23 protein-coding genes are annotated in these 26561 nt (G+C 67.0%); 10 read left to right on the top strand and 13 right to left on the bottom strand.

The window, feature by feature from the left end; translation table 11 throughout:
• Positions 1 to 13: 13 nt before the first annotated feature.
• Entirely contained in the window at positions 14 to 3316 is a 3303-nt protein-coding gene (gene csg / locus NBT81_RS16325) for an HVO_2072 family ArtA-dependent S-layer glycoprotein (RefSeq protein WP_338739945.1), read from the bottom strand.
• 161 nt (positions 3317 to 3477) lie between these two features.
• On the opposite strand from csg, the gene NBT81_RS16320 reads away from it, so the two are divergent.
• On the top strand, positions 3478 to 4470 hold the full coding sequence (locus NBT81_RS16320) for a transposase (RefSeq protein WP_338738304.1): 993 nt from the start codon (positions 3478 to 3480) through the stop codon (positions 4468 to 4470).
• Positions 4471 to 4535: 65 nt separating this feature from the next.
• Here the strand turns inward: NBT81_RS16320 and NBT81_RS16315 are convergent, their stop codons facing one another.
• Complete coding sequence (locus NBT81_RS16315; protein ID WP_338739943.1) at positions 4536 to 6134, bottom strand: GTPBP1 family GTP-binding protein; 1599 nt, start codon at positions 6132 to 6134, stop codon at positions 4536 to 4538.
• Between the two features lie 65 nt (positions 6135 to 6199).
• Positions 6200 to 6697 (bottom strand): J domain-containing protein, encoded by a 498-nt coding sequence (locus NBT81_RS16310; RefSeq protein ID WP_338739942.1) that lies wholly within the window; start codon positions 6695 to 6697, stop codon positions 6200 to 6202.
• Between the two features lie 89 nt (positions 6698 to 6786).
• Here NBT81_RS16310 and NBT81_RS16305 point away from each other — a divergent pair, with 89 nt between their 5' ends.
• Positions 6787 to 6939, top strand: coding sequence for a hypothetical protein (locus NBT81_RS16305; protein WP_338739941.1), 153 nt, complete (start codon positions 6787 to 6789; stop codon positions 6937 to 6939).
• 6 nt (positions 6940 to 6945) lie between these two features.
• Here NBT81_RS16305 and pyrF read toward each other — a convergent pair whose 3' ends face one another.
• The 6 genes from pyrF to NBT81_RS16275 form a co-directional block, all read right to left on the bottom strand.
• Entirely contained in the window at positions 6946 to 7791 is an 846-nt protein-coding gene (gene pyrF / locus NBT81_RS16300; RefSeq protein WP_338739940.1) for an orotidine-5'-phosphate decarboxylase, read from the bottom strand.
• Between the two features lie 143 nt (positions 7792 to 7934).
• Positions 7935 to 9035, bottom strand: coding sequence for a site-2 protease family protein (locus NBT81_RS16295; protein WP_338739939.1), 1101 nt, complete (start codon positions 9033 to 9035; stop codon positions 7935 to 7937).
• 121 nt (positions 9036 to 9156) lie between these two features.
• A complete protein-coding gene (locus tag NBT81_RS16290; RefSeq protein WP_338739938.1) occupies positions 9157 to 9291 on the bottom strand; it encodes a hypothetical protein in 135 nt (44 codons plus the stop codon).
• A gap of 65 nt (positions 9292 to 9356) precedes the next feature.
• Positions 9357 to 11186 carry a ribosome biogenesis/translation initiation ATPase RLI gene (locus NBT81_RS16285; RefSeq protein ID WP_338739936.1) on the bottom strand — a complete coding sequence of 610 codons (1830 nt, stop codon included), beginning with the start codon at positions 11184 to 11186 and terminating at the stop codon, positions 9357 to 9359.
• Positions 11187 to 11188: 2 nt separating this feature from the next.
• Positions 11189 to 11503 (bottom strand): hypothetical protein, encoded by a 315-nt coding sequence (locus tag NBT81_RS16280; protein ID WP_338739934.1) that lies wholly within the window; start codon positions 11501 to 11503, stop codon positions 11189 to 11191.
• A gap of 92 nt (positions 11504 to 11595) precedes the next feature.
• The gene (locus NBT81_RS16275) at positions 11596 to 13704 is read right to left on the bottom strand and encodes an acetate--CoA ligase family protein (protein ID WP_338739933.1); all 2109 of its coding nucleotides are present in this window, start codon (positions 13702 to 13704) and stop codon (positions 11596 to 11598) included.
• 107 nt (positions 13705 to 13811) lie between these two features.
• Between NBT81_RS16275 and NBT81_RS16270 the strand changes: the two genes are divergently transcribed.
• The gene (locus tag NBT81_RS16270; protein ID WP_338739932.1) at positions 13812 to 14093 is read left to right on the top strand and encodes a helix-turn-helix domain-containing protein; all 282 of its coding nucleotides are present in this window, start codon (positions 13812 to 13814) and stop codon (positions 14091 to 14093) included.
• Here NBT81_RS16270 and NBT81_RS16265 read toward each other — a convergent pair.
• Entirely contained in the window at positions 14090 to 15976 is a 1887-nt protein-coding gene (locus tag NBT81_RS16265; RefSeq protein WP_338739931.1) for a PINc/VapC family ATPase, read from the bottom strand. The two genes, NBT81_RS16270 and NBT81_RS16265, sit on opposite strands and share 4 nt — an antisense overlap.
• Positions 15977 to 16075: 99 nt before the next feature.
• Here NBT81_RS16265 and NBT81_RS16260 point away from each other — a divergent pair, with 99 nt between their 5' ends.
• On the top strand, positions 16076 to 17164 hold the full coding sequence (locus NBT81_RS16260) for a M20 family metallopeptidase (protein WP_338739930.1): 1089 nt from the start codon (positions 16076 to 16078) through the stop codon (positions 17162 to 17164).
• A gap of 12 nt (positions 17165 to 17176) precedes the next feature.
• On the opposite strand, the gene NBT81_RS16255 is transcribed toward NBT81_RS16260, so the two are convergent.
• Positions 17177 to 18022, bottom strand: a complete 846-nt coding sequence (locus NBT81_RS16255) for a DUF4382 domain-containing protein (RefSeq protein WP_338739929.1) — start codon at positions 18020 to 18022, stop codon at positions 17177 to 17179.
• A gap of 250 nt (positions 18023 to 18272) precedes the next feature.
• Here NBT81_RS16255 and NBT81_RS16250 point away from each other — a divergent pair, with 250 nt between their 5' ends.
• Positions 18273 to 19463 (top strand): ISH3 family transposase, encoded by a 1191-nt coding sequence (locus NBT81_RS16250; protein ID WP_338737857.1) that lies wholly within the window; start codon positions 18273 to 18275, stop codon positions 19461 to 19463.
• A gap of 236 nt (positions 19464 to 19699) precedes the next feature.
• Complete coding sequence (locus NBT81_RS16245; protein ID WP_338739928.1) at positions 19700 to 20161, top strand: hypothetical protein; 462 nt, start codon at positions 19700 to 19702, stop codon at positions 20159 to 20161.
• A gap of 15 nt (positions 20162 to 20176) precedes the next feature.
• Here NBT81_RS16245 and NBT81_RS16240 read toward each other — a convergent pair whose 3' ends face one another.
• The gene (locus tag NBT81_RS16240) at positions 20177 to 20740 is read right to left on the bottom strand and encodes a hypothetical protein (RefSeq protein WP_338739926.1); all 564 of its coding nucleotides are present in this window, start codon (positions 20738 to 20740) and stop codon (positions 20177 to 20179) included.
• A gap of 7 nt (positions 20741 to 20747) precedes the next feature.
• Positions 20748 to 22061: a divalent metal cation transporter gene (locus NBT81_RS16235; protein WP_425498691.1), complete on the bottom strand. Its 1314-nt coding sequence runs from the start codon at positions 22059 to 22061 to the stop codon at positions 20748 to 20750.
• A gap of 98 nt (positions 22062 to 22159) precedes the next feature.
• Here NBT81_RS16235 and NBT81_RS16230 point away from each other — a divergent pair, with 98 nt between their 5' ends.
• The 4 genes from NBT81_RS16230 (at position 22160) to NBT81_RS16215 (ending at position 26518) form a co-directional block, all read left to right on the top strand.
• Positions 22160 to 23659 (top strand): carboxypeptidase M32, encoded by a 1500-nt coding sequence (locus NBT81_RS16230; protein WP_338739924.1) that lies wholly within the window; start codon positions 22160 to 22162, stop codon positions 23657 to 23659.
• An 88-nt stretch (positions 23660 to 23747) separates the two neighbouring features.
• Positions 23748 to 23933 carry an HVO_0416 family zinc finger protein gene (locus NBT81_RS16225; protein WP_338739923.1) on the top strand — a complete coding sequence of 62 codons (186 nt, stop codon included), beginning with the start codon at positions 23748 to 23750 and terminating at the stop codon, positions 23931 to 23933.
• A 57-nt stretch (positions 23934 to 23990) separates the two neighbouring features.
• On the top strand, positions 23991 to 25835 hold the full coding sequence (locus tag NBT81_RS16220) for an ATP-dependent helicase (protein WP_338739922.1): 1845 nt from the start codon (positions 23991 to 23993) through the stop codon (positions 25833 to 25835).
• Entirely contained in the window at positions 25832 to 26518 is a 687-nt protein-coding gene (locus NBT81_RS16215; RefSeq protein ID WP_338739921.1) for a M24 family metallopeptidase, read from the top strand. Before NBT81_RS16220 ends, NBT81_RS16215 begins: the two co-directional genes overlap by 4 nt.
• Positions 26519 to 26561: the final 43 nt, after the last annotated feature.

Here is a 26561-nt window from a genome sequence, read left to right as displayed (position 1 = left end):
AGTCGTCGTTAGCTTAGTTGTCGCGTCGGACGGCCAGCAGCGCAGCCGCCAAGAGCGCGATGACCGCGATGACCGCACCGAAGCCGGGGCCGCCCTCGGACGTCGGCGTTGCGGTCGCCGTGTCCGGTTCGGGCGTGTCCGTCGCCGTGTCAGGCTCGGGTGTGTCCCTCGCCGTGTCCGTCGGTTCCGGCGTGTCCGTTGCCGTCGGTTCCGGCGTGTCCGTCGGCTCCGGCGTCGCAGTCTGGCGGTTCTGGACGATCTCTACCTCGGTGACGTCAGTGTTGTAGCTGTCGTCGGCCTCGATGTCGTACGTGCCCGTCTGCACGTCCTCGAGTTCGAGGGAGACCATCCACTGACCGTCGTAGGACCACTCGTCGGTCGTCGTCAGTGCGACCGAGTCGCCCTCCTGCGTCATGAGTTCGACGGTGATCGAGTTGTCGTCCGGACGGAGGTTGGTCGCGCCTTCGACGACCATCGTGTCGTCGACGCCGACCGGGTTGACGCCCGAGGCTTCCATGCCTTCGGGGTAGACGCTCTGGATCGTCGACTGCGAGTCCGCAAGCCGGAAGGTCGAGGTGACCACCCGGTCGTCGCTCGCGACTGCTTCGGTCGTCTGATCCAGGACGCGTGCTCGTGCCTGGTCGCCCGTCAGCGACTGGTCGTTGAGCTCGTCAACGAAGTTCGAGAGGTTCGTGTAGGTGTCGTCACCGGTGTTGGATCCGGGGAGTTCACCGTCACCGAAGGAGCCGTCGCGCCCGGCCGTGAGTGCGTGGGCGCTGACCTGCCCTTCAGCGAGGTCCATGTTGTTGTCACCGCTGATGTCGAGTTCGTCCTCTTCGAACGTGTTGTCGTCGTCCGTGGTCACGCTGGTGTACGCGACGTTCCCACGTTCGTCGATGAAGAGGAACGCGACCGTCTGCGAACCCAGCGACGTCCCGGTCACGTTGATGACATCGTCATCAGTCGAGACCTGGCCGCCGACCGTCTGGAAGTTCGCTTCCAGTTCCGTGTCGACGACACGGAGGGACTTCTGCGAGCTCGTGCCCGTGTTGAACGCCGAGACGTTGACGCTCGGAGTGGTACCCGACGTACCGTTCACGTCAGCGGCGTCGATGACACCGAAGCGGTAGGTGCCCGGCTGGGACAGGAGGTCGTTCCCGTTGCCGCCGTGTTCGCTCAGCACGACGTCCTCTTTCTCGAAGGTGTCGTCCGCGTCGACGGAGATCGTCGTCTGCGGGTCCGCGTTGCTGTCGAGTTCGAGGAGCTTGTATTCGCCCTGGCGACGGACGTAGAAGGCGACGTCTTCGATGCCTTCCGAGGCCGTGCCGTTGATGTCGACTTCGCTGCCGACAACGTAGGTTTCGCCGGGCGTGTTGACCGAGACTTCACCCTCTTCGACTTCTAGCGAGGGGTCGTCCTCGGGGTCGTTGTTCGCGATCGTGTTGTTCGCGTCGAATTCGGCCGTGCCGGCCGTCGCAAGGTCGATGTTGGACGACGCGTAGAGGTCGACGTCGACGTCAGTCGTGTCGAGTTGGCTCGTGTCGACCTGACCGACGCCGACACCGGTGTCGTCGTCGATCTGAACGACGGCCCACGCGACGTCGCTGCTCGCGTTGTAGCCGCGGTATTCGACGTCACCGACATCGCGGAAGATCCGGTCGCGGTTGTTCGCGTTGTCGCGGAAGTCATCGCCGCTGATGGCGATAGCGTGCGTGTCGCCGGCGTTCGACCCGCGGATCGTGTAGGTCACGTCCTGTCCGCGCGTGACCGAATCGGATGCGAGGTCGAGCGTGACGTCGTCGTCGCCGGTCACGGTGACCGTCGTCGACTCGGTTGCGCTACCGAAGTCGAGGTCGTCCGAGCCAGCGACTTCGATGGTGAACGTCCCCGTGTTGAGGTCCGAGAGGTCGAGGTCCCAAGTGACCTCGCCGTTGGAGTTCTCGAAGGCGTTAGCGTTGCCGTCGATAGCGTCGCCGGTCACGTCGAGACCGTCTTCGTTCTCGACGGTGAGTTCGAGGTCCTCGGCCTGGTTGTAGTTGTAGTCGGCAACGACGGTGAGGTCACCCGCGCCGCGCTCGTCCGTCTGACCTTGCGGGACCGAGCTGCCCGAGATGTCCTCGCCGTTGTTGTTCTCGATGTCGAAGGTGGTGACACGCGGTTCGAGCACTGTCACGCCGACGTTATCGCCGTTTCGGAACACGTCCGGGCCGTCCTCGTCGTACTGTCCAGTCGCCTGGCTCTGGCTGACCGGAAGCTGGAGGGTCTGGCCCTCGGCGTCACCGCTGACACCCGTCAGGGAGGTGGGCCCGCCGAACTCGATGTCTTCCTCACCCTGGAACACGTCCGCGCCGTCGAAGACGACGCCCGTACCGTCACGAGTGTCGAAGGTGCCGGTCCCGTTCGTGTACAGCGCGCGATTGTCGCTGCCGACGCCCGTCACCGAGGCGCTGGTGTCGATGGGCGACGCCGTCTCTGGATCGGTGACGGAGTCGCTGTCCGTCCCGTTGAGTTCCAGCGTGAGCGTCCCGGGCGCCGCCTCGCCGCCGGCGAGGTTCGTGAGATCGAACGTCGTCTCTTGATTGGTTCCAGTCGTCAGGCTGGTGTCGGCGATCTTGTCGCCGTCGCTGTCCTCTAGCGTCAGGTTCGTAACCGACCCCGTGGTGTCGACGCCGGTACCCGCGTCCGTCAGGTTGTAGTCGACGGTCACGGTGCCGTACTGACCGGGAGAAGTCGGGGAGACGCTGTTGATGACGACCGTCGGGGCGGTCGTGTCTTGGAAGGCGAAGTCGACCGTCCCACTAGCCGTCCCAGTAGTACCAGTCGTGTTCGTAATGTTGTACGTGTTCGGACTCGATTCCGAACTGATACTGCCGGTGTCGTGTGTCAGCGTGGCGGTTATCGTGACGGTGTGGGAGGTACCGTCTTGAGTATCGTCTTGGAGGTCGATGTCGATGTTCGGGTCGCCCGCCCCGAGGTCGTTGTTGATGGTCCCGAGGCTGACCTCGGCGGAGTCAGTGCCACCGACCGTGACGTTGCCGGCATCGAGATCCTCGATACTGGATCCGGCATCGGTGGCCTCCGATACGTTGATGTTGACCGTCTCCGTGTTTGATTGACCGTCGATCGTTACGTCGAACACTACGTTCTGTGTCACTTGGCTCTGCCCAATCTCGACGTCTTCAGTGGCGGCGTCACCATTGATAGTGTCTACAGTCGCGGTAGCCGACCCCGAGAGCGCCACGGTGCCGGCGAAAACCGAGAACACCATGAGCGCCGCGAGGACGACCGCGCGGATCTTGTCGTTGTAGTCCGTCATATGTTGCTTGTATCGTATGTGGAACCGCTCTGCCGTACCTGATCGTGGCGTGACGGGAGGTCTGGCCACAGTGGTAGGGGTGACTACTGTTTTAAATAGAGGCGATGAGGGTGTCATAGAACAGTTCGCATACCAAAGAGCAGGGTGAACGCTGAGGTGGAATGAGTTCAGCGACCCTGCAAGATGATCCTTCGGTAGAATCGTTCTTCAATGCCGTGGAAACGGAGACGTTGGCGTTGTTCGAGCACCTCTCCTTCGAGTTTCTTGAAGGGTTCGACGTGTTCGCCCCGGCGGAGACGGGGCGAACACGAGATCTTGAGCCGCCCGAGATGATGCGTGGCTTTCTCCATTGCTATTACAAGAACATCTACGGTATCCGTCCGGTTGCACGAGAACTGAACAACACCGTTGTCTGGCTCAGCTGTAGCTTCGATCGACCGCCGTCGAGAGACGCGGTCGATCGATTCCTCACTGATCTTGAGCACGTTGTTGACCGGGTCTTCGACCATCTCGTCGAGCAGGCCGCCTTGCGGGGCCTGCTCGACTTGACGTATTCTATCGATTCAACCGACGTGAGAGCGATGCCCGCCGATCCAGACGCATCGAAGTGCTATGATCCAACCGATGACGAGTACTACTACGGCTACGGCTGCACGATCGTCTCAACCGGGCAAAAGATCCCGATTGCAGCCGAGTTCACCGAGAGCAAACAAGCACCAGAAGAGACGGCGATGCGCGTCACGCGTGACGCGCTCGCCGTCGGGAAACCGATGTGGATGCTTGGAGACAGTGCCTACGACACGCTCGACTGGCACGACCACCTGCTGGCCGCAGGGGTCGTGCCAGTCGCTCCGTACAATCCACGAAACACCGACGACCCGAAAGATATCGAGTACAGGGTAGAAGACCGCATTGAAAAACACAGCAACGACGTTCAGCTGAAGCAATCAACGCTAGACGAGACGTACAACCGCCGGAGTGGCGTCGAACGAACCAACGAATCAGTCAAGGGCTGCGGCCTCGGGCGAACGCACGCCCGAGGCCGCGTCCATGCACGAGCGCAGGTGTTCCTCGCGTTGTGTCTGCGCCTCGTCGTCGCAATCACCAACTACGAACGCGGAGACAATCCGGGAAGCACAATCATCACGGTGTGAGAAGAGTTCTATGACACCCTCTAGAGGCGATAAGTATCTTGGGGGAGAGCCGTCGAGACGGAACCCTACACGTCCGTGACCGTCCCCACGCCCTTGCTCCGGCCCTCGCGGAAGACGAACCGCTGGCCCTCCTCGACCACGTAGGGTCGGAATTTGAACTCGACGGTCGTGGTCCCGTGGTCGCCGGGGAGGAGGTGCCCGTCCTCGGGGCGGAAGACGGCCGCCTCGCTGACCGTTTCGAGGTGAACGACGGGTTCATAGCCCGTGCCGATGCGGGTCGGGTGGTTGAGGACGACCACGTCGGCCTCGAACTCGCGGACCGGCGTGGGATCGGCGTCGGCGGGCAGGAGGGTCATCCCACGCTCGATCTCCGCCTCCGCGACGCCCTTGAGCGCGATGCCGACGATGCGGCCGGCCTCGGCGCGGTCGACGCGGTGGTAGTGCATCTCGATGGAGCGCACCTCGACCTCGCGGAAGGAGCCGTCGGCCATCGGCCCGAGGAGGAGGTCGTCGCCCGCCTCGACGGTGCCGGAGTTGACGGTGCCGGAGGCGACGGCTCCCACGCCGGTCACCGAGTACGTCCGGTCGATGTACATCCGAAACTCGCCGTCGTCGCCGTTGGTCTTGGGGAGGCGTTCGAACAGGTCGTCGAGGGCGTCCAGCCCGGTTCCCGAGACGGCGCTGGTCTTCAGGATGGGCACCACGTCCCCGATCTCCTCGGCGGCGGTCCCAACGCCGTGGCGTTCGATCCGGAGCGGCGTCTCCTCGACGTCTCGAAGGAGGCGTTCGACGGCGCGTTCGACCTCCTCGACGCGCTCCTCGCTCACGAGGTCGGTCTTCGTGATCGCCACCATCGTCGGCAGTTCGGTCGCGAGCAGGATCCCCAAGTGCTCGCGCGTCGTGTCGGTCGGGCCGTCGTCGGCGGCGACGGTCAACAGCCCGTAGTCGAGTTTCTGCCCGACGAGTCCCCGGATCGTCGTCCGGAGCCACGGCTCGTGGCCGACGGTGTCGACGAACGAGACGAGGCGGTCGGCCTCCTCGACGACCCGGGCACGGTCGGTCTTGCGGTGGGGGTTGTCCATCCGCACCGGCCCCGAATCGTCGAAGCCGTACACCGCATAGGAGAGGTCCGCCGAGAGGCCCCGCTCGACTTCGTGGGGCTGGACGTCGAGGTAGCCGCGGGTGCCGCCCTCGCCGTCGTCGGCCTGCCCCGTGACGAGCGTCCCGACGAGCGTGCTCTTGCCGTGGTCGACGTGGCCGGCGGTGCCGACGACGATGTGGGAGTCGTCGGTGTCGAGGATACCGCCCTCGCGGACGGTGGCGACGCCGACCAGTCCGTCGCCGTCGTCGCCGCCGACGCCCCACGTCTCCACGTCCTCGATGTGTGCGCCTGCTTCCTCCGCGAGCAAGGAGAGGACGTCCATGGACTCCGAGAACGACGACGGGGAGATGCCGGCGACCCGACCGGCGTCCGTGACGCCGACGACGTACGTCGCCTCGCCGTCGCCGGACAGCATCCGGTGGCGGAGTTGTGCGGCCAGACTCTCCATGCGCCCGTCGGCCAAGTGGACGTCGCGGGACAGTCGTTCCTTGAACTCGATCGGCCCCCCCTCCTCCTCGCCGCGTTCGAGGGCCTCCCGAAGGACGGCCCGATCGGCGGTCATGCACCGTGGTATGGAACCACTCGGCAAAACGCTTTCCGTCGTTTGGGTACTGTTATCACACTATTTCAGCCACGGAGCCGCTCGTACGCGCGATTCACGCGCTTGAACGCCTCCTCGTCACCTTCCTCCGTGTCGGGGTGGACGTCCTTGACCTTCGACCGGTAGGCCCGTCGGACCGCGTCCTCGCCCGCACCGGGCTCCAGACCGAGCGTCTCGTAGGCCTCGCGCCGGGTCGGGGTGTCGTCGGGTGCGCTCGCCCCGCCGGTCCGACCGCCCTGTGTGGTTCGACCGGCGCGACGGTTACGGCTCCCGCGCCCACCGGCCGTCGCGCCGAACCCGCCCGGAGAGCGCCGCGACCCGGTACTGCCGTTCGCCCGCGCCCGTCGTCGGGTGCGGGCCGCCAGTCGCCCCGTCGCGTGGTGCCACATGAGGTACGTCGTCAGACCGAAGGGAAGCGCCAGAAACAGCAGGAATAGCTGACGGACGAACGCGAGCACCACGAGCACGACCGTGATGCCGGCGAACACCGCGGCGAGGCCGAGCACGAGTCGGTCCCTGTCCACACCGTCGCCTCCGTCTCCCACGACCGTAAGCGTCTCGCCCGCTGATGTCCCGCCCAAAGGGTGAAACCGTACCGTGGCATACGTGAACTATGAGCGTCACAACTATCTGTCAGGTTTGCGAGAGCGCGACGGCGAGACACTCCTGTGGGAGTTGCGGGGCGACCGTCTGCACGGAGCATTACGAACGGGGGACGGGCCTGTGTGTGGACTGTGCCGGGGGCACGCGGATGGGCGACGACTGACCGGGCTCAGCGGTGCCGGTTGAGGCGTGTTTTGAGTCGCTTCGCCGCCTCGCCGGCCGCGCCGAAGTACGCCGCCTCGTCGTCTCGGGGGGCGTCCCCGGATTCCGTCCGGGAGCTCGGTGAGCTCTGCTCACCGGCGAAGATGATGCCCCGAGAGGAGTTGACGAGGCCGACGCCGTCGGCAAGGCCGTACTCGACGGCCGCCTCGACGTCGCCGCCCTGGGCCCCGACGCCGGGAACGAGGAAGGGGATGTCGGGCACCTCCTCGCGGAGCCGTTCGAGCTCCTCGGGTGCCGTCGCGCCGACGACGAGGCCGACGTTGCCGTGTTCGTTCCACAGGTCGGCGAGCGCCGCCACCCGCCGGTAGAGCGGTTCGCCCGAGGCGAGTTCGAGGTCCTGCAGGTCCGCACCACCGGGGTTCGAGGTGCGACAGAGGACGAACACGCCCGCGTCCTCCCGGGAGAGGAACGGGTCGAGCGAGTCCCGGCCCATGTAGGGGTTGACCGTGATGGCGTCGGCGGTGTCGAGCAGCCCGGCGTATCGCCGGGACGTGTTGCCGATGTCCGCGCGCTTGGCGTCCAGTAAGACGGGGACGTCCTTGCCGTGGGCGTAGGCTATCGTCTCCCGGAGTGCCCGCCAGCCGTCGGCGTCCTCGTAGAAGGCGGCGTTTGGCTTGTAGCAGGCGGCGTGATCGTGCGTGGCGTCGATGATCCGGCGGTTGAACGCCCAGCGCGGCAGGTCGCGGTCGGTGAGGAAGTCGGGGATTCGGTCGGGGTCGGCGTCGAGGCCGACCGAGACGACGCTGTCGACGCGGTCGATCCGATCGTGCAGGCGATCGAAGAAGGCGCTCATGTGAGATGGTCGAGTGGCGTCGACCTAAAGCGTGCGGAACTCAGGGTGATCCCCTACTTCGGGAATTCGTGGACAAGAAAGCGAGTACACAGTGACTCCTACACGACTCGCTGTCGGCGACCATCCGGATGGGGACGGCCGTCTCACCCGGTGATCGCGATGGGAATCGGTGTGAAACACGACAGCCCGAGGAGGAGCGTCACCCCACCGATAACCCATCGGGTCCGGTCGACCGAGGTTTCGTCCATCGGCGTCGCGGTGCCGCCCCGCAGGAAGAGGAGCGACAGCACCCCCCAGAGCGCCCAGAGCTGTGCCCCCCGACCGTTCTCGAAGACGAACAGGTACGCGGCGAGGCCGAACAGGCCGACCGGGACGGCTCGCTGGATCGTACCGATCCGCTCCCCGAGCAACGCACGGGTCACGTGGGAACCGTCGAGTTGGCCGACGGGGAGCAGGTTGAGGAAGGTCACGAACGCCCCGACCCAGCCGCCGACGACGACCGGGTTGACCATCCGGCCGTCGCCGTAGGCCAGTGGCTCACCCAGGAGCGCCGCGATGCCGGCGACGAGCGGCGGGTAGCCGATGTCGAGGCCGGCGACGACGCTCCCCTCGCTCACCGGGACGGGCGGCAACGACACGCCGACCGCGGTGACGACGACGGTCGCGACGAGGCCGGCCAGCGGCCCCGCGACGCCGATGTCGAACAGCGCCCGACGGTCGGGGATGGTGTCGTTCATCCGGATCACCGCCCCGAGTGTGCCGAGGATGCTCGGGATCGGAATGAAGTAGGGGAGCGTCGCCTCGACGTCGTGGTAGCGACTGAAGACGTAGTGGCCCAGTTCGTGGACCGCGAGGACGCCTACGACGGACAGGGCGAAGGGCCACGCCCCCACGATGGCGAGCGGGTCGGCGGCCACGTCGATCCCGTACCACTGCGATCCGGCGTAGAGCGTCGTCAACACCGTCAGACCGAACAACACGACGTTCGTCCACGGGATACCGTCTATCCCCGTGGACCGCTCCGTCGCGACGAGGACGTGCTCCCCCATCCGGTACTCCAGCGAGACGCGGTAGCCGCGCTCGCGAAACCGGGGGGAGAGCGTCCGGAGGACGGCCTCCTTCGCACCGGCGAGGTCGCCGTAGTACAGCACCTGATCGTCACCGACCTCGACCTCGTAGACGAGAAACGAGTCCCCGAGCGAGTCCGGGTCGGGGAGGTCGCTCGGAAGCGGTTGGTCGTCCATCGGCCGTCGTATGGGTCCCAGACACTAGTATCGGTTGGGCGTCGAACGCTGGGTGGCGTTCGTGGGGTACGAGTCGGTCGAACTGGACGATTCGAGGGTCTCGGGCGACCGGGCCGACCGGTCAGCGCCGCGCCCGTCGTACCGCGTAGACGGCCAGTTCGACCGAATAACAGACGGCACAGCCCCGAAACTCCGGGCGTTCGGGGGTCGTCTCAGACGCGTCCGTCGCCGTCGTGTCGCAAGTCTCGGTCTCCATACGTCACCACTCGGCCGCCACCGACCTAACGCTGAAGCGGTCGTGTCTATGCCGCACACGACCGATCAGGGCGTGTAGTAGTACTCGCCCTGGCGCTTCTGCTTGCGGTCGAGTTGGCTGTCGGGCTTGTTGATGCGGGGACGCCCCGTCCGCTCGTCGCGCCGGAAGGTGATGTCCAGATCCGCGAGGAAGTCGTTCATCCCCGAGCGCATGTCCTGTGGGGTCGAGGCGTGGCCGCGCTGGGCGGGTTCGCCGTCGAACACCATCAGGCGGTCGGCCAGCAGGTCGATCATGTAGATGTCGTGGTCGATCACCATTGCGGTGGCGTCGTGGTTCTCGGCGTACCGGCGGATGGCGGTGGTGGCCTGCACCCGCTGCTCGACGTCGAGGTGGGCGGAGGGTTCGTCCAGCAGGTAGAGGTCGGCCTCCTCCGAGAGGCAGGCTGCGATGGCGACGCGCTGGCGCTCCCCACCCGAGAGGTCCGTCAACTGCTGTTCCATGATCCGGTCCAACTGCAGGGGTCGGGCGATCTCCGTGTTCCAGAACGAGGTACCGAAGTCGTCCGTGATCGAGGAGAGGAACGTGTCGACCCGCATCGGCTGGTCGACCTCGACGTACTGGGGTTTGTAGGCGATGTCCGGGTTGAAATCGAGGTCGCCCCCGTCGGGGGTGAGCGACCCCGCGAACAGTTTCGCGAGCGTCGACTTCCCGATGCCGTTCGGGCCGACCACGCCGAGCACCTCGCTGCGGTAGATGGTGCCGGCGTCGACCGACAGCGAGAACTCGCCCTCGCCGTACGATTTGTGCAGGTCGGGGTACTCGATCAGGGGCGTCCCGTCCACCGATTCGCGGGGCGCATGCTGCTCGAAGGTGATCTCGTCGGGGCGGATACGCATGTTCTCGTTGTCGAGGTAGCCCCGGAGATACTCGTTGATGCCGTTGCGCACCGACTTGGGGTCGGTGACGACGCCGTACGCGCCGGGTTCACCGTAGGCGACGTGGATCGTATCGGCGAGGAGGTCGAGGACGGCGAGGTCGTGTTCGACCACGAGCATCGAGCGGTCCTCCTCGTCGGCCAGCTCGCGGACGAGGCGGGCCGCAGTCACCCGTTGCCCGATATCGAGGTAGGGGGTGATCTCGTCGAGGAAGTAGAAGTCGGCGTCGCGGGCGAGCGTCGCCGCCAGCGCCACTCGCTGGAGTTCGCCGCCCGACAGCGTGTCGATCGGCTGGTCGATCACCGGCCGGATCGAGAGGCGGTCGACCAACTCGTCGACGACGCCGCGTTCGTCCGTCCCAGCGAGCAAGTCACTCGTCGTCCCGTCGACCTGGTCGGGGATGCGGTCGACGTACTGGGGTTTGCGCGCGACGGCCACCTCGTCGTCGATCAGGCGTTCGAGGTAGGTCTGGAGCGCCGTCCCGCGGTAGCGGTCGAGCACCGTCTCCCACGCGGGGGCGTCGTCGTACCGGCCGAGGTTGGGGACTGTCTCGCCCGCCAGCGCGTGGACGGCGGTGGACTTCCCGATGCCGTTCGGGCCGAGGAGCCCGGTGACCGTCCCGGATTCGGGGACGGGCAGGCCGTAGAGCCGGAAGGCGTTCTCGCCGTACTGGTGGATCGGGTCGTCCTCTAACTCCTGTGGGAGGTTGATGATCTCGATGGCGTCGAAGGGACACTTCTCGACGCAGATGCCGCAGGTCTCGCCGAGACAGAGCTCCTCGGAGATGCTGATCTGGGCCGGATCGCCGTCGTAGAGGTCGGGGTCGTCGTGGCGCTCTTCGAGAGTGACGATGCACTCCTCGCCGGTCCGGTTTGGCGGACAGAAGTTCGCACACTCGTAGTTGCAGCGGTCGGGTTGACACCGATCGAGGTCGACGACCGCGATGCTGTCGTCGGCCATGGTTAGACGGTCGCGCCGGTGGTGAGCAGGATCGCGAAACTGATGAACCAGAGCGTGAACGTCATGAACGCCACGTAGAGGTGGTCTTTCGCCCCGAAGTCGGAGACGTCGACGCCGACGGCCTTCAACAGTGGGTACTGGCCGGCGACGGCGGCCACCAAGAACGCGAGCGCCCGGGTGTCGGAGGCAGCCCCGGAGCCGGTCCCGACGACGGCGGCGGCGGCGACGCTCGCCGCGACGCCGGCGAGACACGCGAGCGTGGTGACGGTCACCCCGCGGACGTGTCCGGTGAGCCCCGTCTGCGTTTCCGTAGCCATACACGACTCTGCGGCGCCGGACATGAAAAGGCGTTCGATACGCCGAATCGGACCGCACGCTGCGCGTCGAGACCGGGACACCGCGCCCCGTGTCAGTCGGTTCGAACGAACGCGTCCACACAGACGCTCCGCTCCGGGCGCACCATCACCGGGTTGAGGTCGAGTTCGGCCACGTCCCGTCGCTTCGCCACGAGATTGCCGATCTTGGTGATGAGGCCCGCGAGGCTGTCCAGCGACGCGTCCGGGCCGAACTCGTGGTCGAACTTGTCGGGGAGGTCCGTCCGATCGAGCGCACCGTAGGCGTCGCCTTTGCCGAACGGTGCGACGAGATGGGTGGTGTCCTGTAGGGCCTCGACCTGGGTCCCGCCGGAGCCGAGCGTGACGACCGGCCCGAGGTTCGGATCTTGGGACGCGCCGACCAGCGCCTCGACCCCGCTGTCGACCATCTCCTGGACGAGGACGCCCTCGATCTTCGCCTCGGAGTCGTGTTCGAAGACGTTCGCGACGATCTCTTCGTAGGCCCGTTGTGCCTCCGCGGGGGAGTCGACGCCGACCCGAACCGCCCCGATCCGGTTGCGGTGGGCTACGTCCGGCGAGTCGACTTTCATCACGACCGGCGTCCCGATCCCACTGGCGTAGCGGGCGGCCTCCTCGCTCGACGTGGCCGACCGCGTCGCCGGCAGATCGACCCCGTAATCCTCGAGCAGCGACGTCGACTGCGACCACGTGAGCGTGCTGTCGCTCGGGAGGTCGGCCGACGGACGGTCGTCGAGTTCGAACGGCGGCCGGCCCACGAGTCGGTCGCGCGCCTCGTCGAAGTTGACGAGCGACGCCAACGCGTCGATGGACTTGCCGGGCTCGTAGAACAGCGGATACTCGGCGCGGACGCGCTCGTAGGGCTGAGGGTCGTCGAGGCTGCCCGGCTCCGTTCGGCCCGTCCACAGGAAGATGACGGGGTCGTCGGTCATCCTGCCGACTTCGAGCAGGCGGTCGGCGATGGCGTCGGCGTCCTCGTCCACCGCCGAAAGGCCGATGCCGAACACGTAGGAGTCGAAGCGGTCGTCGTCGAACAGTTCCGCGGCGACCTCGGTCAACACCTCCGCGCCGGCGGCGCGGATGTCGACCGGGTTGTGGAGTTCGCCGAACGTGAGCAGGTCGTCCATCTCGAGCAGCGCCGTCTCCGTCTCCTCGGTCAACTCCGGGAGTTCGAGACCCCGGTCCTCGGCGAGGTCGGCGAGCAGCGTGGCGAGGCCGCCGCTGGTCGAGGCGACACAGACGCGATCGGAGTCCGGCGGATCGAACGCCGCGTGGGCCTGGGCCCGCGTCGTGAGGTCCGGGATGTCCGGCACGCGCTCGATGCCCGCCTGTCCGAAGGCGGCGTCCCACACGGCGTCGTTGCCGGTCAGCGATCCGGTGTGTGACTCGGCGGCCGCCTGCGCCACGTCCGAACTCCCGACTTTCACCGCCAGTACGGGTGTCCCCGTCGCCACCGTCTCCCGGGCCACCTCGATGAACCGCCGTGGCTCGGTCACCCCTTCGATGTACGTACAGATCACCTCGCAGTCCGGGTCGGCGGCCATGTACTCGACGTAGTCCGCGAGGCTCTGGTCGACCTCGTTCCCGGTCGAGACGACGTGGGAGAAGTGTGTGTCCTCGTCGGCGGCGTTCTCGAAGAAGGTGGCGAAGGAGAGCGCCCCGGACTGACTCGCGAGGCCGATCCGCCCCGGTTCGGGTTGGCGCGAACACAGCCCGGTCAGTACCGTCCCCTCGCTGGCGTTCGCGAGGCCGATGCAGTTCGGCCCGGCGACGTCGATGTCGGCGTCCGAGACGACCGCGTCGAGGTCCGCCTCGAGTTCGGCCCCCCGCTCGTCGGCCTCGCTGAAGCCCGTCGAGATGACCAGTGCCGTCGGTACGTCCACTTCGGCGGCCTCCTCGACCACGTCGACGACGTGTTCCCGGGGGACGACCACGACGGCGAGGTCGACCGTCTCGGGCAGCGCCGAAAGGGAGTCGTGGCAGGGGCGGTCCCACGCCGATTCACGGTTGGGGTTGACGAGGTAGACGTCGCCGTCGTAGCCGTACGACAGGAGGTTGTCCGTGATTCGGGAGGCGTACCACGAGTCGGGACTGGCGCCGACGATGGCCAACGAGTCGGGATCGAACAGCGGGTCGAGCTTTCGACGTGTGTCTTGTACACCCATAGACACAAGTCGATATCCGTCGAGTATTAATGATGGAAGTTGCGGCACTATTCACGACCCGACCGGTCGGTGAACATTTATGCCGGTGGCGGCGTTCCAGTTACGTAATGCCAGGAACTGACGAGGAGGGTCTGGACGACCTTCCGCCGAGCGCGAAACTGGTCTTCAAGGTCCTCGAATACAACGGGTCGCTGACCCAGAAGGGGATCGTCGAGGAATCGATGCTGTCGGCCCGGACGGTGCGGTACGCGCTCGAACGCCTCGAAGAACTCGGTGTCGTCGACGAGGACGTCTACTTCGCCGACGCCCGACAGAACCTCTACCAGTTGAACGAGGCGAAACTGGCCGAGGTCGGCGAGGCGGACGCCGCCTGCGTCGAATGTGACTAGGCCGGGTGGACGGTGATCCGCCGTTTGTGATCGATCGCGGCTTCGAGTTCGTCGGCGATCGCGCTGCCGCGTGACACCTGTATCTCCCCGCCACGACCGACTGTCGCGGTGAACAGATACTCGTCGTCGGCCCGCACCTCGACCGTCTCGCCGACGTCGACGCCGTCCTCGATGTCGACGACGACGTGCCGGGAGGTGACCTCGGGTGTGACGACCGTTCCGCCCCGACTCCCGGACGACCGACCGCCGCTCCCACCACTACCACTTCCGGCCCCGCTTCCCCCGCCACCCGACGGCCGTTCGTCGAGGGTGCGGACGTCGATGCTGATGCCGAGGCGATCCTCCACGTCGCTGATCCGGCCGCCGCCCTTCCCGATGACGTAGGAGATGTCGTCGTCCTCGACGTAGACGACGGCCTCGTTTTGCCCCTTCAACTCCACCTCGACGTGCCCGCGAGCGATGGATCTGATCTCGCGTTCGACCTCCTTGCGCGCGAGGCGGGAGACGCCCGTCTCGCTCCCCTCGTCGCCCTCGAGGGGGACGGTCACGACCTGCCGGTTGAAGGTGTATATCTCGTAGGCGGGTGTGCCGGTCTCGAAGTCCGTGATCTGAATGACCGGCCGGGCGAGGTCCTCGGCGGTCAACCCCTCGGGCACCTTCACCTCGGTCGTCACGTCGTAGACGGTGTCGACGCTTCCGGCCTCGATGTAGACCACCGTGTCGACCACCTGCGGGATCATGCCGAGTTCCACCCGGCCGACGAGTCGCTGGAGGGCGTCGATGGCGCGGGTGGCGTGGACGACGCCGACCATGCCCACACCGGCGAGGCGCATGTCCGCGAACACCTCGAAGTCGTCGGTCTTGCGCACCTCGTCGTAGATGGTGTAGTCCGGACGGACCAGCAACAGGGAGTCGGCGGTCTTGGCCATGTCGCCCCCGAGGGCGGTGTACTGGGTGATGTCGGAGCCGACCTGCAGGTCGCGGGGTTTCTCCATCGTCTTGACCGCGTTGTCGTGGTCGGCGAGGAACTCGGCGACAGCCTGTGCGAACGTCGACTTCCCCGCGCCGGGCGCACCGGAGATGAGGACGCCACGTTGCCGTTCGAGCAGGCGTTCCTTGAGGTCCTCGGCGAACTCGTAGTCGTCGAGGTCGGTCTTGACGATGGGGCGGACGGCCGTGATCTCGAAGCCGTCGGCGAACGGTGGCCGGGCGACGGCGATCCGGTAGTCGCGGTACTGGACGATGGTCATCCCGGGTTCGTCGAGTTCGACGAAGCCGTCGGGGCTGGCCCGCGCCGTCTCCGCGACGTCGTGGGCGAACTCCTTCATCTCCGCCTCGGAGGTTTCCCCGTCGCGGATGGTCTCGTAGTGCATGTCGCCGATGGCGCCGCGCTTGGCCTTGGGCTTCGCCCCCGCGCGGAGGTGGACGCTCATCGTCGTCTCGTCGAAGAACTCCTCGATGTCGAGGCCGTCGTCGCCGCCCTCATCGCGGCCCTGCGGTTCGACGTACTCGACGTCGAGTCCCTTCGCCCGACTGACTTCCGCCTGCACCACGTCGCTGGTCAGCAACGTGGCGTCGAGGTCGTCGGCGACGTCGCGGACGAGGGCGTCGATCTCCCCCTCGTCGGCGTCGCGCTTCTGTCCGGCGTCGGGTCGTGCGCCGTGGTACTCGACGGTGATCGTGCCGTCCGCGGCGAGGTCGACCAACCGCTGGAGTTCCTCGATTCCCTCCCAGCCGGTATCGTGGCCCTCGTTGGCCTGCCACTCGAGTTCGCCGACGACGGCCTCGGGAACGGTGATCGTCGCTCCCTCGTAGGCCCCCGACTCGACGCGTTCGGACACGCGGCCGTCGACGACCGCGCTCGTGTCCGGGACGATGTTCATGCCGGATTTCGGGGAGCGAGACGGATAAGCGTATTCAAGCGGCGATCCAGTGACCACACGACCGACAGGGCCTAAGGGGGCGACACCCCTGTGGGGGCTATGAGCGACACCTCGGATCTGACGCGCCGACTCGCTTCGGTCCCGAGCCACGAGGACGAACGCGCGGCGGGCGACGCCGTCGAATCGTGGCTCCGCGCGGAGACCGACGCGACGGTGACGCGCGACGACGCCGGGAACGTGATCGCGCGCCGCGGTGCGGGCACCGCTACCCTCGCCCTCGTCGGGCACCACGACGTGGTGCCGCCGGCCGACCGTCAGGTCGACGACGACGGTGGGTACACCGTCGAGGAGCGCGACGGACGGCTGTACGGCCGCGGGACCGCGGACATGAAGGGGAGTCTGGCGGCGGCGATGATCGCCTTTCGGGACGCCGACCCCGCGCAGGAACTCGTCCTCGCTTCCTTCGCGGGCGAGGAACAGGGAGGGGTCGGTGCTCGCGCGGCCATCGACGACGGCTTCGCCCCCGACTACGCCGTCGTCGGCGAGGGGTCGACCGGCTACTCCGCGCCCGGCGTCACGGACGTGGCCGTCGCCCACAAGGGTCGGCGGGGGAGCACGCTCCACGTCGCGGGCGAGAGCGCCCACGCGAGCGAACCCGAGGCGGGCGAGAACGCCGTCTACCGCGCCTGCGACGCCGTCGACGTCGTCCGGAATCTGGACGCGCCGGCGGCGACGGTGCTCGGCCACGAGGTGCGGGGGAGCGTCGCAGTCACCGAAATCGAGGGTGGCTCCGCGTGGAACGTGATCCCCGAGTCGTGTGCCGTCACCGTCGACGAGCGGACGGTGCCCGGCGACCGGGCGGCGCTCTCCCGAACCGAATCGATAGCGGGCGTCGAGTGGGTCGTCGACCAGGACCTCCCGCCGATGGCCTGCGACGACGCCGCGTTCGCGGAGACGGCCGTCGAGGCGGCGCGGGTGGCCCAGGAGGGCGACCCCGAACGGGTCGTCAAACCCCACGCCACCGATGCGGGGTGGTTGGCCGGCGCGGGGACGACGTGTGTGGTCTGTGGGGCGGCAGAACCCGGCGAGGCACACACCGGCGAGGAGAGCGTCTCGGTGGAAGTGATCGAGCGGTGCGAACGGCTCTACCGTGCCGTCGCCGAGTCGCCCCTCGGCGCGACGGCGTAGCGGTCGTCGGTCTCAGGTCGCCGTCTCGTTCGACCCGCCGTCGTCGGAGGTGTCGCTTCCGTCGGTCGGCATCGCCGTCGAGTCGTCGGTCGGCGTCGCCGTCGAATCCTCTTTGTCGTCCGCGTCGTCCTCGTCCGAGCCGACCTCCTCGACGTCGATATCCTCGCCGACGACGCCGCTCTTCCCGATGACGGGCAGGAGGTTGTAGCCGCCCCGCGGGCCCTTTTGAACGACGTTGATGTCGAAGACGAACGACAGTTCGGTGTCCGTGGCGACCTCGAAGGGTCTGACGATGCGGAGGCGGTCGCTGGGAACCATCACGTCGACGGTGTCGCCGTCGACGACGCCCTCGGCGTTCTCGACGCGGAGTTCGATGCCCGAGTACCGCCCCGCTTCGAGTTCCGACTCCAAGACCGAAACGGCCCGGTCGCCGACCACCTGCGTGAGGTCGACCGTGACGCCGTCGAGGTCGAACTCGACGAACCCGCGGCCCTCGCCGTCGTCCTCGTCGGCCTCGGTTTCGGTTTCGGTCACCGGTGTCGACGTCGCCGTCGTCGTCGCGTTCACCGCCGCCGGGGTAACCGTCTCGTCCGCCTCGGTCCGAAAGACGCGGGCCGAAGAGAGAGTCACGGAGAGCGAGTCGAAGTCCCCGATGGCCGCCGGCTGGTCGCTGACGAGGAGACGGAAGGTACCGACCGCGCTCCCCCCACCGCCGGCGTCGGTGCCGTCGCCGCCGCTCCCTCCACTGCCACCGTCGGTGCCGTCGCCGTCGCTCTCCCCATCGTCGCCGCCGGAACAGCCGGCGAGTGCCGCGGTGCCGAGTCCGGCCGCCGTCGCGACGAAAGAACGGCGTCTCACGACCCCACTCCGTGGAACCGTGTCTCCGTCCGGTACGCTCGTGTCCACCGGGATAGGATCGATATCACGGTTGGTACTCGGGCTCTGACGGGGATACGCTTGGTGGCCGGCGGACCGCCCCGACGCGAGCCATTAACTACTGTCGCTAGTTGTCCACTCTGGCTCAAGAGACCAGTTGCTGACACGTAGTGATCAGAATGACGCGACTGAATCAGTCGCCTGATTCAGCCGCCGTCCGGATGGATGCGTGATGAGGCTACCAAAACTCAAACGCATCCTCACAGATCCGGACGAGTACATTTCGAACAGCCAGTTGAAGTCTCTTAGCATGGAGTTGCTTGAGCTGATACCGATGGAAGGAATCGAGGGCTCTGGCCTCGATTCCGAGGAGATCATGGAAGTCGTCTTACGAGCTGCTGTTGACACAACCTCAGTCAACGGCGTCACAACGAATACTGAGGACACGCCAAACCGCGAGCCAGTGATGGACTGGTTGCACACCCTGGAGAAAGAGCCGATGCTCGATGCTGTCAACGATATCCTCGCACTGGTGGCAATGACGGTTCTCGACCGCGGCGGGTCGAGAACCATCTGTCTGGACTTCATGGACAATCCGTTCCACGGTCATCCAGACGACGAGGACGAGTTCAGGAGAATGGAAGCACGGGACGGAACCACGAAGTGTCACCGGTACTGTACTGCGTTCGTCATCGCGCAGGGAAAGCCACTAACACTGGCAGTTGAACCAGTTGATGGCGAGGACAGCAAGGCCGACGCGGTCGAGCGCGTGCTCGCCCGCGTCGAGACATATCCATTCGAGACCGACCAGATCCTCATGGACAGAGACGCCTTCGTCGGGGAGTTAATCGGTGTTCTTCGGGAGACAGCACCGCCAGTCTTTCCGGTCATAACCCGGAAAGACTCGCTCCGGGAGAAACTTGCTGTCACTGCTTCGCATATGACAGAAGAGACGGTCTGTGAAGACAAAGAGTACGAACAGACGTATCCGCTGGCAGTGAACGTCACCTACCAGAACGGTGATCGTGGAAAATCAGGGCTCAAACAAACGGGCTACGCGGCGTACGGTCTGGAAGACCGCACGCCGCAGCAAGTGGCGCAGGTCTACAACCATCGGTCACGGATCGAGAAGAGCTATGAGAAGTTCCGCGAAGCGCGTGCTTTGACAACGACGCCATCGACGATAATTCGGCTCTTCTACGTGGGTGTCGGGTTCCTGTTGGAGCAGTTGTGGCTCGTGTTGCAATGGGCAGTGCTCGCCCGGCCACGGCGTGGCGGGCGAGCACTCCCGACAGATTTCACGTTCAGTGATGGGTTTCTCCACGGGATCGAGCAGGTGTTAGACGATGAGCTCGGCTGGAAGCAAAAGCATCGGACAAACAGTGAAGGGTTACCACCAGGATACGAGCACGGACTCGGCTGAGCCGCCTCGCTTCGGCTGAAGCGAGGCTGGCGAACAGCGACAGCTATCTTTTGACGGTCGTCGAAATAACTGCCACAGCGGACAACAGCCAAGTATTTGATATTTTTCTAACTCGGTGCAGCGTCAGGAGTGGAATTCGTCTCGTTTCGGCCTTCTTATCGTGTTAAACCGGACTCTTGCCACCGGCGCTATCGATAGAGTGGACAACTAGCGACTGTGCGTGCGACGGCGCAGGTGTGCCACCGATCCACGAGTACCACTGTGATACGTGCGAGTTCACGATGCCCAGCGGGTGGGGTGGGTACATGTACGTACAAGCGAAGGTCTGTGCGGCGTGTGGTGAGGCCGTCGACGAGAGCGAAGACTCCTGTGGCGGATGCGGGACGCCGATCGAGGAGGTCGAGGCCGACGGGTACACGCGGGTCGTCTGCCCCCACCCGATGGAACACGTCACCGTGGAGCGCGTACTGGGCGAAAACCCCTCCGAGGAGCGGCGAGAGGCGCGAACCGGCTTCAACGCCTACTGCGTCTGTCGTGACTGCCTCGCGCAGTTCGAACTGGACACGGAGCGGGACGAGCGCCGCTGTCCCGACTGTGGCGGCGGGCGAGTGGACACGCTGAGCGAGTTGGTGGGGGAATCGTGTCCGAACTGTGCCGACGGGACGTTCGTCGAGGGGGAGTCGAGGGGCGTGGCGTGACGGTCGGCGCGACGATCAGCCGTCCAGTTCGAGCACCCGATCGACGCCACCGCGGAACGCCGACAGCGTCCGTCGCTCGACACGCGAGACGGCGTCGTCGCCGGCGATGGCGTCGCCCGCGAGCGCGTTCAGGACGGCTATCTCGGCGGTCGCACAGTAGTCGAGCAGGCGGTCGGGGTCGCCCTCGTCGTGCTGGAAGGGGATGGTTGCGTCGTTGACGAACACGGCACGGGGGTCGGCGGGCGCGGCGTCGAACAGGCGGGTCGCACGGCGGGCGTTGTCGGCCGCGAGGTCGACCGCCTCCTCGGGCGAGTCGGCGGCCGCTCTGGGGGCGTGGGCGTCGAGGACGCCCGTCCACACGCCGCGTGGCGGGGTGTAGAAACGGTCGAGACGGCCGCCCAGAACCCGTCCGTCGCGCTCGATTTCGGGCGCGAACTCGAAGACGACGACCCCCTCGGTCCCCTCGCGGTCCAGCCAGTCGGCGAGCGCGCGGGCGGTCAGGCGAGTCTTGCCCGCGTTCGACGGCCCGAGGATCAGCGTCGTTCCCGAGCGCGGGACGGTGGGATCGGGGTCGCTCACGGGCGGCTCAGCCGACCTCTTCGATGGCGTACTTGGCGCCAAGCCCCGCCATGGCGACGCCGAGCGCGACGGCGAAGGCGAGCACGAACCCGGTGAGCGGGTCGACGCCGCCGCCGACCTGCTCCCGGACGAAGTTGGCCGCGAGCGCGCCGGTGACGAGCAACAGCGCGACGCCCCCGACGTTGGCGAGGCGGGAGTTCCGGTCGGCCACCGCGTCGGAGTTCAGCAGGTAGAGGACGATGGCGATGGCGAAGGGGGTGCCGACGGTGCCGACGGCGAGGACGAGGACGAGTTGGCCGATGACGGCACCGCCGATGAACGCGCCCGGCGCAGACAGGAGCGCCGTCGCGACCAGTAGCCAGCGGTAGCGGGAGTCCTCGATGGTGGTTCCCCAGCCGAGTTTGTCGGCCAGCAGGAAGGGTGGGACGATAGTGTTGCCCCCGAGCGTGGAGACGGCGGCCCCCCAGAGTCCGACGAGGAACAGCCACTTGGCGTTCGCGCCGACCAGCGGGCCGAGTGCCTGCGCCGCCCCGACCGCAGTCGAGGGGTCGTCGGGCGTGAGGACGCTCGCGGCCACGAGGAAGATGGCGAGGCTGTAGATTCCGAACGCGACGAGCATCGACGCGCCGACGTCGAAGGAGGCGGTCCCGTAGTCGTCGCGGGTCCATCCACGTGAGCGCATCGTGTACGACTGCATCGTGATGAGCGTGATGTGGACCGCACCGCCGAGGATGCCGGCCGCGACGAGCGCGCCCCCGGAGGGCACGCTGGGGACCAGTCCGGACGCCGCCGCGCCGTAGTCGACGGGAACGACGAACAGGCTGGCGACGAAGGCAACGACGACCAGCGAGACGAGGAGTTTCGCGGCCAGTTCGAGGAAGCGATACCCTCGGCCGGCCAGTCCGAGCGCGAGGACGAGCGCCCAGGCGACGCCCCAGATCCGGGCGTCGATTCCCGTCACCGTCGCGGACACCGTCGCGACGGTCTTCATGATGACGAGTTGGGCGACGCCGGCGGCGATCACCGCGTCGGCGACGAGCAGCCAGGCCCAGGTGGTCCCGAGGTGGTCCTCGACGACGGCGACGATGCCGCGTTCGGTGAGGAGACCGAGCCGCATCGACAGGTACTGGACGAGCGCCCCCGCGCCCGCGGAGAGCACGACCACCCAGAGGAGGCCGTAGCCAAAGAGCGCGCCCCCGGTCACCAGGCTGGCGATGGTGGCCGGCCCCGCGGCGATGGCCCCGGCGATCCACGACGGCCCCATCTCGGTGGCGTACCCTTCGATCCGTTCGGTGAATCCGGCGGCCGCGTCGTCGGTCATGCCCATCGGTGGACGCCTCGCCCGTATAGGTGTTACCACTCGGTGGTAACACCCGGGGACGGCGCGGGGTTGATTACCGCGGGGTCCCTGGTCCGGGCATGAGCGACACGACCGCGTACGACGACCTGCTCGACCGGGTGGGTCGGATCGCGAACGTCTCCCACGCCGGCGAACTGCTCTCCTGGGACCAGCAGGTGATGATGCCCGAAAAGGGGACGCCCGCCCGGTCACGACAGCTCTCGGCGCTCTCGGCGGTTGAACACGACCTGCTCACGGCCGACGAACTCGGTGGGCTCCTCGACGACTTGGAGGCCGCCGACCTCCCCGACGAGCGACGGGCGGTCGTCCGCGAGGTGCGCCGCGAACGCGAACGCGCGGTCCGGGTCCCGACGGAACTGGTCGAGCGCATCTCGGCCGCCTCTTCGGAGGCGCTGACCGCGTGGCGCGAGGCCCGGACGGACGACGACTTCGAGACGTTCGCCCCCCACCTCGAGGAACTGCTCGACCTCAAGCGCCGCTACGCCGAGCATATCGACCCCGACCGCGACCCCTACGAGGTGCTGTTCGAGGAGTACGAACCCTGCCTTCCCCTCGAACACGCCGAGGAGGTGTTGACGACGCTCCGGGAGGCGGTGGTACCCCTCGTCGACGGCGTTCGGGCGTCCGAGGCCGACCTCGCGACCGACGCCTTCGCCGGGACGTTCGAGGCCGACCGACAGGAGGCGCTGATGCGGGACGTCTTGGACGACCTAGGCTACCCCTGGGAGCGGGGACGCCTCGACGCCGCACCCCATCCGTTCTCGACGGGGACGACGTACGACGCCCGGATCACCACCCGCTACGACGAGTCGGATCCGATGGGGGCGTTGCTCTCGACGATCCACGAGTTCGGCCACGCCACCTACACGCTCGGCCTGCCCGACGACGCCTACGGGTCGCCACTTGGCGAGGCGCGGGACCTCTCGATCCACGAGTCACAGTCGCGCCTGTGGGAGAACCACGTCGGCCGGTCGACGGCGTTCTGGGAGCGGTGCCTCCCGCGGGTTCGCGACCACTTGGACGTCGGCGACGTGAGCGTCCGCGAGGCGTACGAGGCGGTCAACGCCGTCGACCCCACGAACCTCGTCCGGGTCGAGGCCGACGAACTCACCTACCACCTCCACATCGTCCTCCGGTTCGAGATCGAACGCGACCTGATCCGAGGCGGCCTCGACGTGGCGGAGGTGCCGGCCGTCTGGAACGAGAAGATGGCGTCGTATCTGGGCGTCCGGCCCGAGACGGACGCCGAGGGGTGTCTCCAGGACATCCACTGGTCGCACGGCAACTTCGGCTACTTCCCCACCTACTCGCTGGGGAGCGTGATCGCCGCCCAACTGTTCGACGCCGCCGACCGCGACGTCGACGGCCTCGACGACTCGATCCGGCGGGGCGAGTTCGACCCACTCCACGAGTGGCTGACCGACCGGATCCACCGCCACGGCAAGCGCTTCGAGACGAACGAACTCGTCCGGCGAGCCACCGGTTCCGACGTCGCCGCCGACGCGTTCGTCGACTACGCGACCGAGAAGTACACCGAACTGTACGATATCGACCGATAGCGTCGATCCGGCGGACGTTCGCGGAGCGATGTGTCACACTTACCCACACCAATACGACTAAGTAGTGGTATGACATACCATGACGTGTATGGCAGCCGGACCCAGCGAACACGACGACGAACTGTTCGACCAGTTCCTCGCGGACAACGGCCACGAGACGACACCGGTACGCTGGGAACGATCCTATAACAAGCTACAGTGCCCGGACTGTGGGGCACTCCACGAGGAGTCGGCCACCGACTGCTCGGTCTGTGGGTGGGACCCGGCGGCCTGAGACCGGCAACCGGGCGAGCCACGCCGTTTATCACACTTCGGGGCGTGTGCAACGACCATGAGTGACGACGCGACGGTCACCCGTCTCTTCGGTGGCCCCGGCAGCGGGAAGACCACCGCCCTCCTCGACCGGGTCGACGAACTCCTCGAGGACGACGACGTCGACGTTCGCGACGTGTTGGTCGTCTCCTACACGCGCGCCGCCGCCGCCGAGGTCCGGGAACGCCTCGCCGAGCGACTGGACACGTCGCCGCGGGCGCTCCAAGGCAACGTCTGTACGATGCACGCGAAGGCGTACGAACTGCTGGATCTCTCCCGCGGGGACGTGGTCGGCGAGAGCGACAAGAAGGAGTTCTGCGAGGAGTACGGCGTCGAGTTCGAGGACGAGTACGGTGGGGCCGGCCGACGGACGGCCCGGTCGACGACCCTCGGCAACAAGATCATCGCCACCAGCCAGTGGCTCCAGCGCACCCAGCGCGACGTGGCCGACTGGTACGACGTGCCCTTCCAGTGGGACGTCGAGACGGTGCGACTCCCCCCGGACCGGGATCCGAACGCCCAAGAGGGGAACAAGTACACCCCGACGTGGCCGTCGGACGACGAGCGGATCGACGTGCCACAGGTGATCCGCGCCTGGCGCGCCTACAAGGGCGAACACGGACTCGTCGGCTTCGCCGACATGCTGGAGCGGGTGGCCGAGCGGTCGCTGGTTCCCCACGTCGACTACCTCGTCATCGACGAGTTTCAGGACATCACCACCCTCCAACACGGGGTGTTCGAGGAGTGGAAACCCCACATGGAGGGCGTCCTGATCGCCGGCGACGACGACCAGGTGGTGTACGCGTGGCAGGGGGCCGATCCCAGCATTCTGCTCGACGCGGCGGTCGACGAGGACGTGGTCCTGCCCAACTCCTATCGGCTCCCGTCGCGCATCCTCAACGTCGTCAATCGGGAGATCCGTCACATCGACGTCCGCCAGGAGAAGGACCTCAACCCCCGCAAGGAGGGTGGCGTCGTCGAGGGGATCCAGAACCCCTCGATGTTCGAGGTGGTGCGGAACGTGAAACACACCGTCGACACCACCGACGAGACGCTGATGATCCTCTTCCGGGCCCGCTACCAGATGTTCCAGTTCATCGACGACTTCCTCCCGAAAGGAATCCCCTTCTCGATGATGACCGACCAGCGGATGTGGACCGACCGCCTCACGCAGTACGTTCGTGCCGTCGAGAAGGTAGAAGCGGGCGAATCGATCGACGGACTGGAGGCGCGCCGCCTCGCCGACATGCTCCAGGAGTCGGCGTTCGGGACGAACGAGCGCGACGACTTCTACGACTACCTCGACGACCGCGAGGAGGCGGCCGACGCCGACGACATCACCGAACTCGAGGTGCCGGCCGACGTCGTCGAGGACCACGTCCCCTTCATGCCCGGGCGGAGCGCCGCGGGGGACATGCTCCGGAAGGTGACGAGTTTCCAGCGCGACGCCGTCGACGCCTACTTCGAGGGCGACTACCACGGGATGGATCCAAGTCGGGTCCGCGTCGGCACCATCCACTCCGCGAAGGGCCGGGAGGCCGACCACGTGTTCGTCTGTACGGACCTCACGGAGAAGGTGGTCGAGCAGATGGCGGCGAGCGTCGACGACCCGACCGACGTGGCCGGCGTCGAGGAGTTCACCGCCCACACGAGTCCCGTCCCCCTGCTGACCGACAACGAGCGCCGCGTGTTCTACGTCGGGATGAGTCGTGCCCGGGAGCGACTCGTCCTCCTCGAGAACCTGATCGGTGGCGCACCGACCCTCCCGATCAGCGTCCTCCTGCACGACGAACTCCGCGACGAGGACGTCGAGGCGATGCTGGAGGAGGCCCAGTCCACGCCGGTCCCCGAACCCGAGGCGTGACGGGCGGGGCCGACGCCGCGGCGCGAGCGGTCGAATCCGCACTCGACTCCGCCGACGCCGGCGTCGTCGCCGCCGCGGTCGAACTCGCGGCCGCGACGCCGGCCGACGGCCACCTGCGCGTCGACGGCGACCCGCTCACGGCCGACCGACTGGCGACCGTCGCCGACGGCGGGGTACGCCGGGCGGGCGGCGACCCGTCGGGCGCGACGACCGTCGAACCCGCGGGAGAACTGGCTGCTGGACGTCCGGTACGTGTCGCCCTCGAACCCCGGGTAGACGGGGTCGCCGGCCCGCTATCGCGGACGTTCGTCGTCGACGGGCGCGGCGGGTGGGAGCGTCGGGCCGCCGTCGCGGTCGGCATGGCACACGACGCCGTCCGACGGGTCGTCGAACCCGGACTGCCCGCCCGACGGGTCGTCGACGAGGCGATCGCCGAACTGGGGGCGTACGGCCTCGCAGCCGACGGCCCCGTGGCGCGGTCGGTCGGGAGCCGGGTCCTCGACTTCTCGACGGACGACTCCCTCGACGCCGGCGACGTCTTCGTCCTCGATCCGATCGCGACCGAGACGGATCGCGGCCGCGTCCGGATCGGGACGTGTTACACGGTCACCGAGTCGGGCTGTCGACCGCTCGGGTCGACGCCGACGTCGCTGTCGACGGGGGCGTACGACAGTAGCGAGTGAAACGGTTCGACACCCCGATCGCCAGTGATCCCGCGACCGGGTG

The organism is Haloplanus sp. CK5-1 (genome assembly GCF_037201915.1).
In the GTDB taxonomy this organism is placed as follows: Archaea; Halobacteriota; Halobacteria; order Halobacteriales; family Haloferacaceae; genus Haloplanus; species Haloplanus salilacus.
The sequence above is the reverse complement of the archived record's forward strand: the minus strand, read 5'-3'. Positions and strand labels throughout refer to the sequence as shown.

Bases quoted from the DNA above. Each gene is read 5' to 3' on its own strand.
- pyrF (WP_338739940.1), bottom strand. From the start codon at position 7,791: ATGAGCGCCTTCTTCGATCGCCTGCACGATCGGATCGACCGCGTCGAC.
- NBT81_RS16235 (WP_425498691.1), bottom strand. From the start codon at position 22,061: ATGACCGACGACGCGGCCGCCGGATTCACCGAACGGATCGAAGGGTAC.
- NBT81_RS16230 (WP_338739924.1), top strand. From the start codon at position 22,160: ATGAGCGACACGACCGCGTACGACGACCTGCTCGACCGGGTGGGTCGG.
- NBT81_RS16260 (WP_338739930.1), top strand. From the start codon at position 16,076: ATGAGCGACACCTCGGATCTGACGCGCCGACTCGCTTCGGTCCCGAGC.
- NBT81_RS16280 (WP_338739934.1), bottom strand. From the start codon at position 11,503: ATGGCTACGGAAACGCAGACGGGGCTCACCGGACACGTCCGCGGGGTG.
- NBT81_RS16285 (WP_338739936.1), bottom strand. From the start codon at position 11,186: ATGGCCGACGACAGCATCGCGGTCGTCGACCTCGATCGGTGTCAACCC.
- NBT81_RS16265 (WP_338739931.1), bottom strand. From the start codon at position 15,976: ATGAACATCGTCCCGGACACGAGCGCGGTCGTCGACGGCCGCGTGTCC.
- NBT81_RS16250 (WP_338737857.1), top strand. From the start codon at position 18,273: ATGAGGCTACCAAAACTCAAACGCATCCTCACAGATCCGGACGAGTAC.
- NBT81_RS16290 (WP_338739938.1), bottom strand. From the start codon at position 9,291: ATGGAGACCGAGACTTGCGACACGACGGCGACGGACGCGTCTGAGACG.
- NBT81_RS16225 (WP_338739923.1), top strand. From the start codon at position 23,748: ATGGCAGCCGGACCCAGCGAACACGACGACGAACTGTTCGACCAGTTC.
- NBT81_RS16305 (WP_338739941.1), top strand. From the start codon at position 6,787: ATGAGCGTCACAACTATCTGTCAGGTTTGCGAGAGCGCGACGGCGAGA.
- NBT81_RS16270 (WP_338739932.1), top strand. From the start codon at position 13,812: ATGCCAGGAACTGACGAGGAGGGTCTGGACGACCTTCCGCCGAGCGCG.
- NBT81_RS16295 (WP_338739939.1), bottom strand. From the start codon at position 9,035: ATGGACGACCAACCGCTTCCGAGCGACCTCCCCGACCCGGACTCGCTC.
- NBT81_RS16220 (WP_338739922.1), top strand. From the start codon at position 23,991: ATGAGTGACGACGCGACGGTCACCCGTCTCTTCGGTGGCCCCGGCAGC.
- NBT81_RS16275 (WP_338739933.1), bottom strand. From the start codon at position 13,704: ATGGGTGTACAAGACACACGTCGAAAGCTCGACCCGCTGTTCGATCCC.
- NBT81_RS16315 (WP_338739943.1), bottom strand. From the start codon at position 6,134: ATGACCGCCGATCGGGCCGTCCTTCGGGAGGCCCTCGAACGCGGCGAG.
- NBT81_RS16320 (WP_338738304.1), top strand. From the start codon at position 3,478: ATGAGTTCAGCGACCCTGCAAGATGATCCTTCGGTAGAATCGTTCTTC.
- csg (WP_338739945.1), bottom strand. From the start codon at position 3,316: ATGACGGACTACAACGACAAGATCCGCGCGGTCGTCCTCGCGGCGCTC.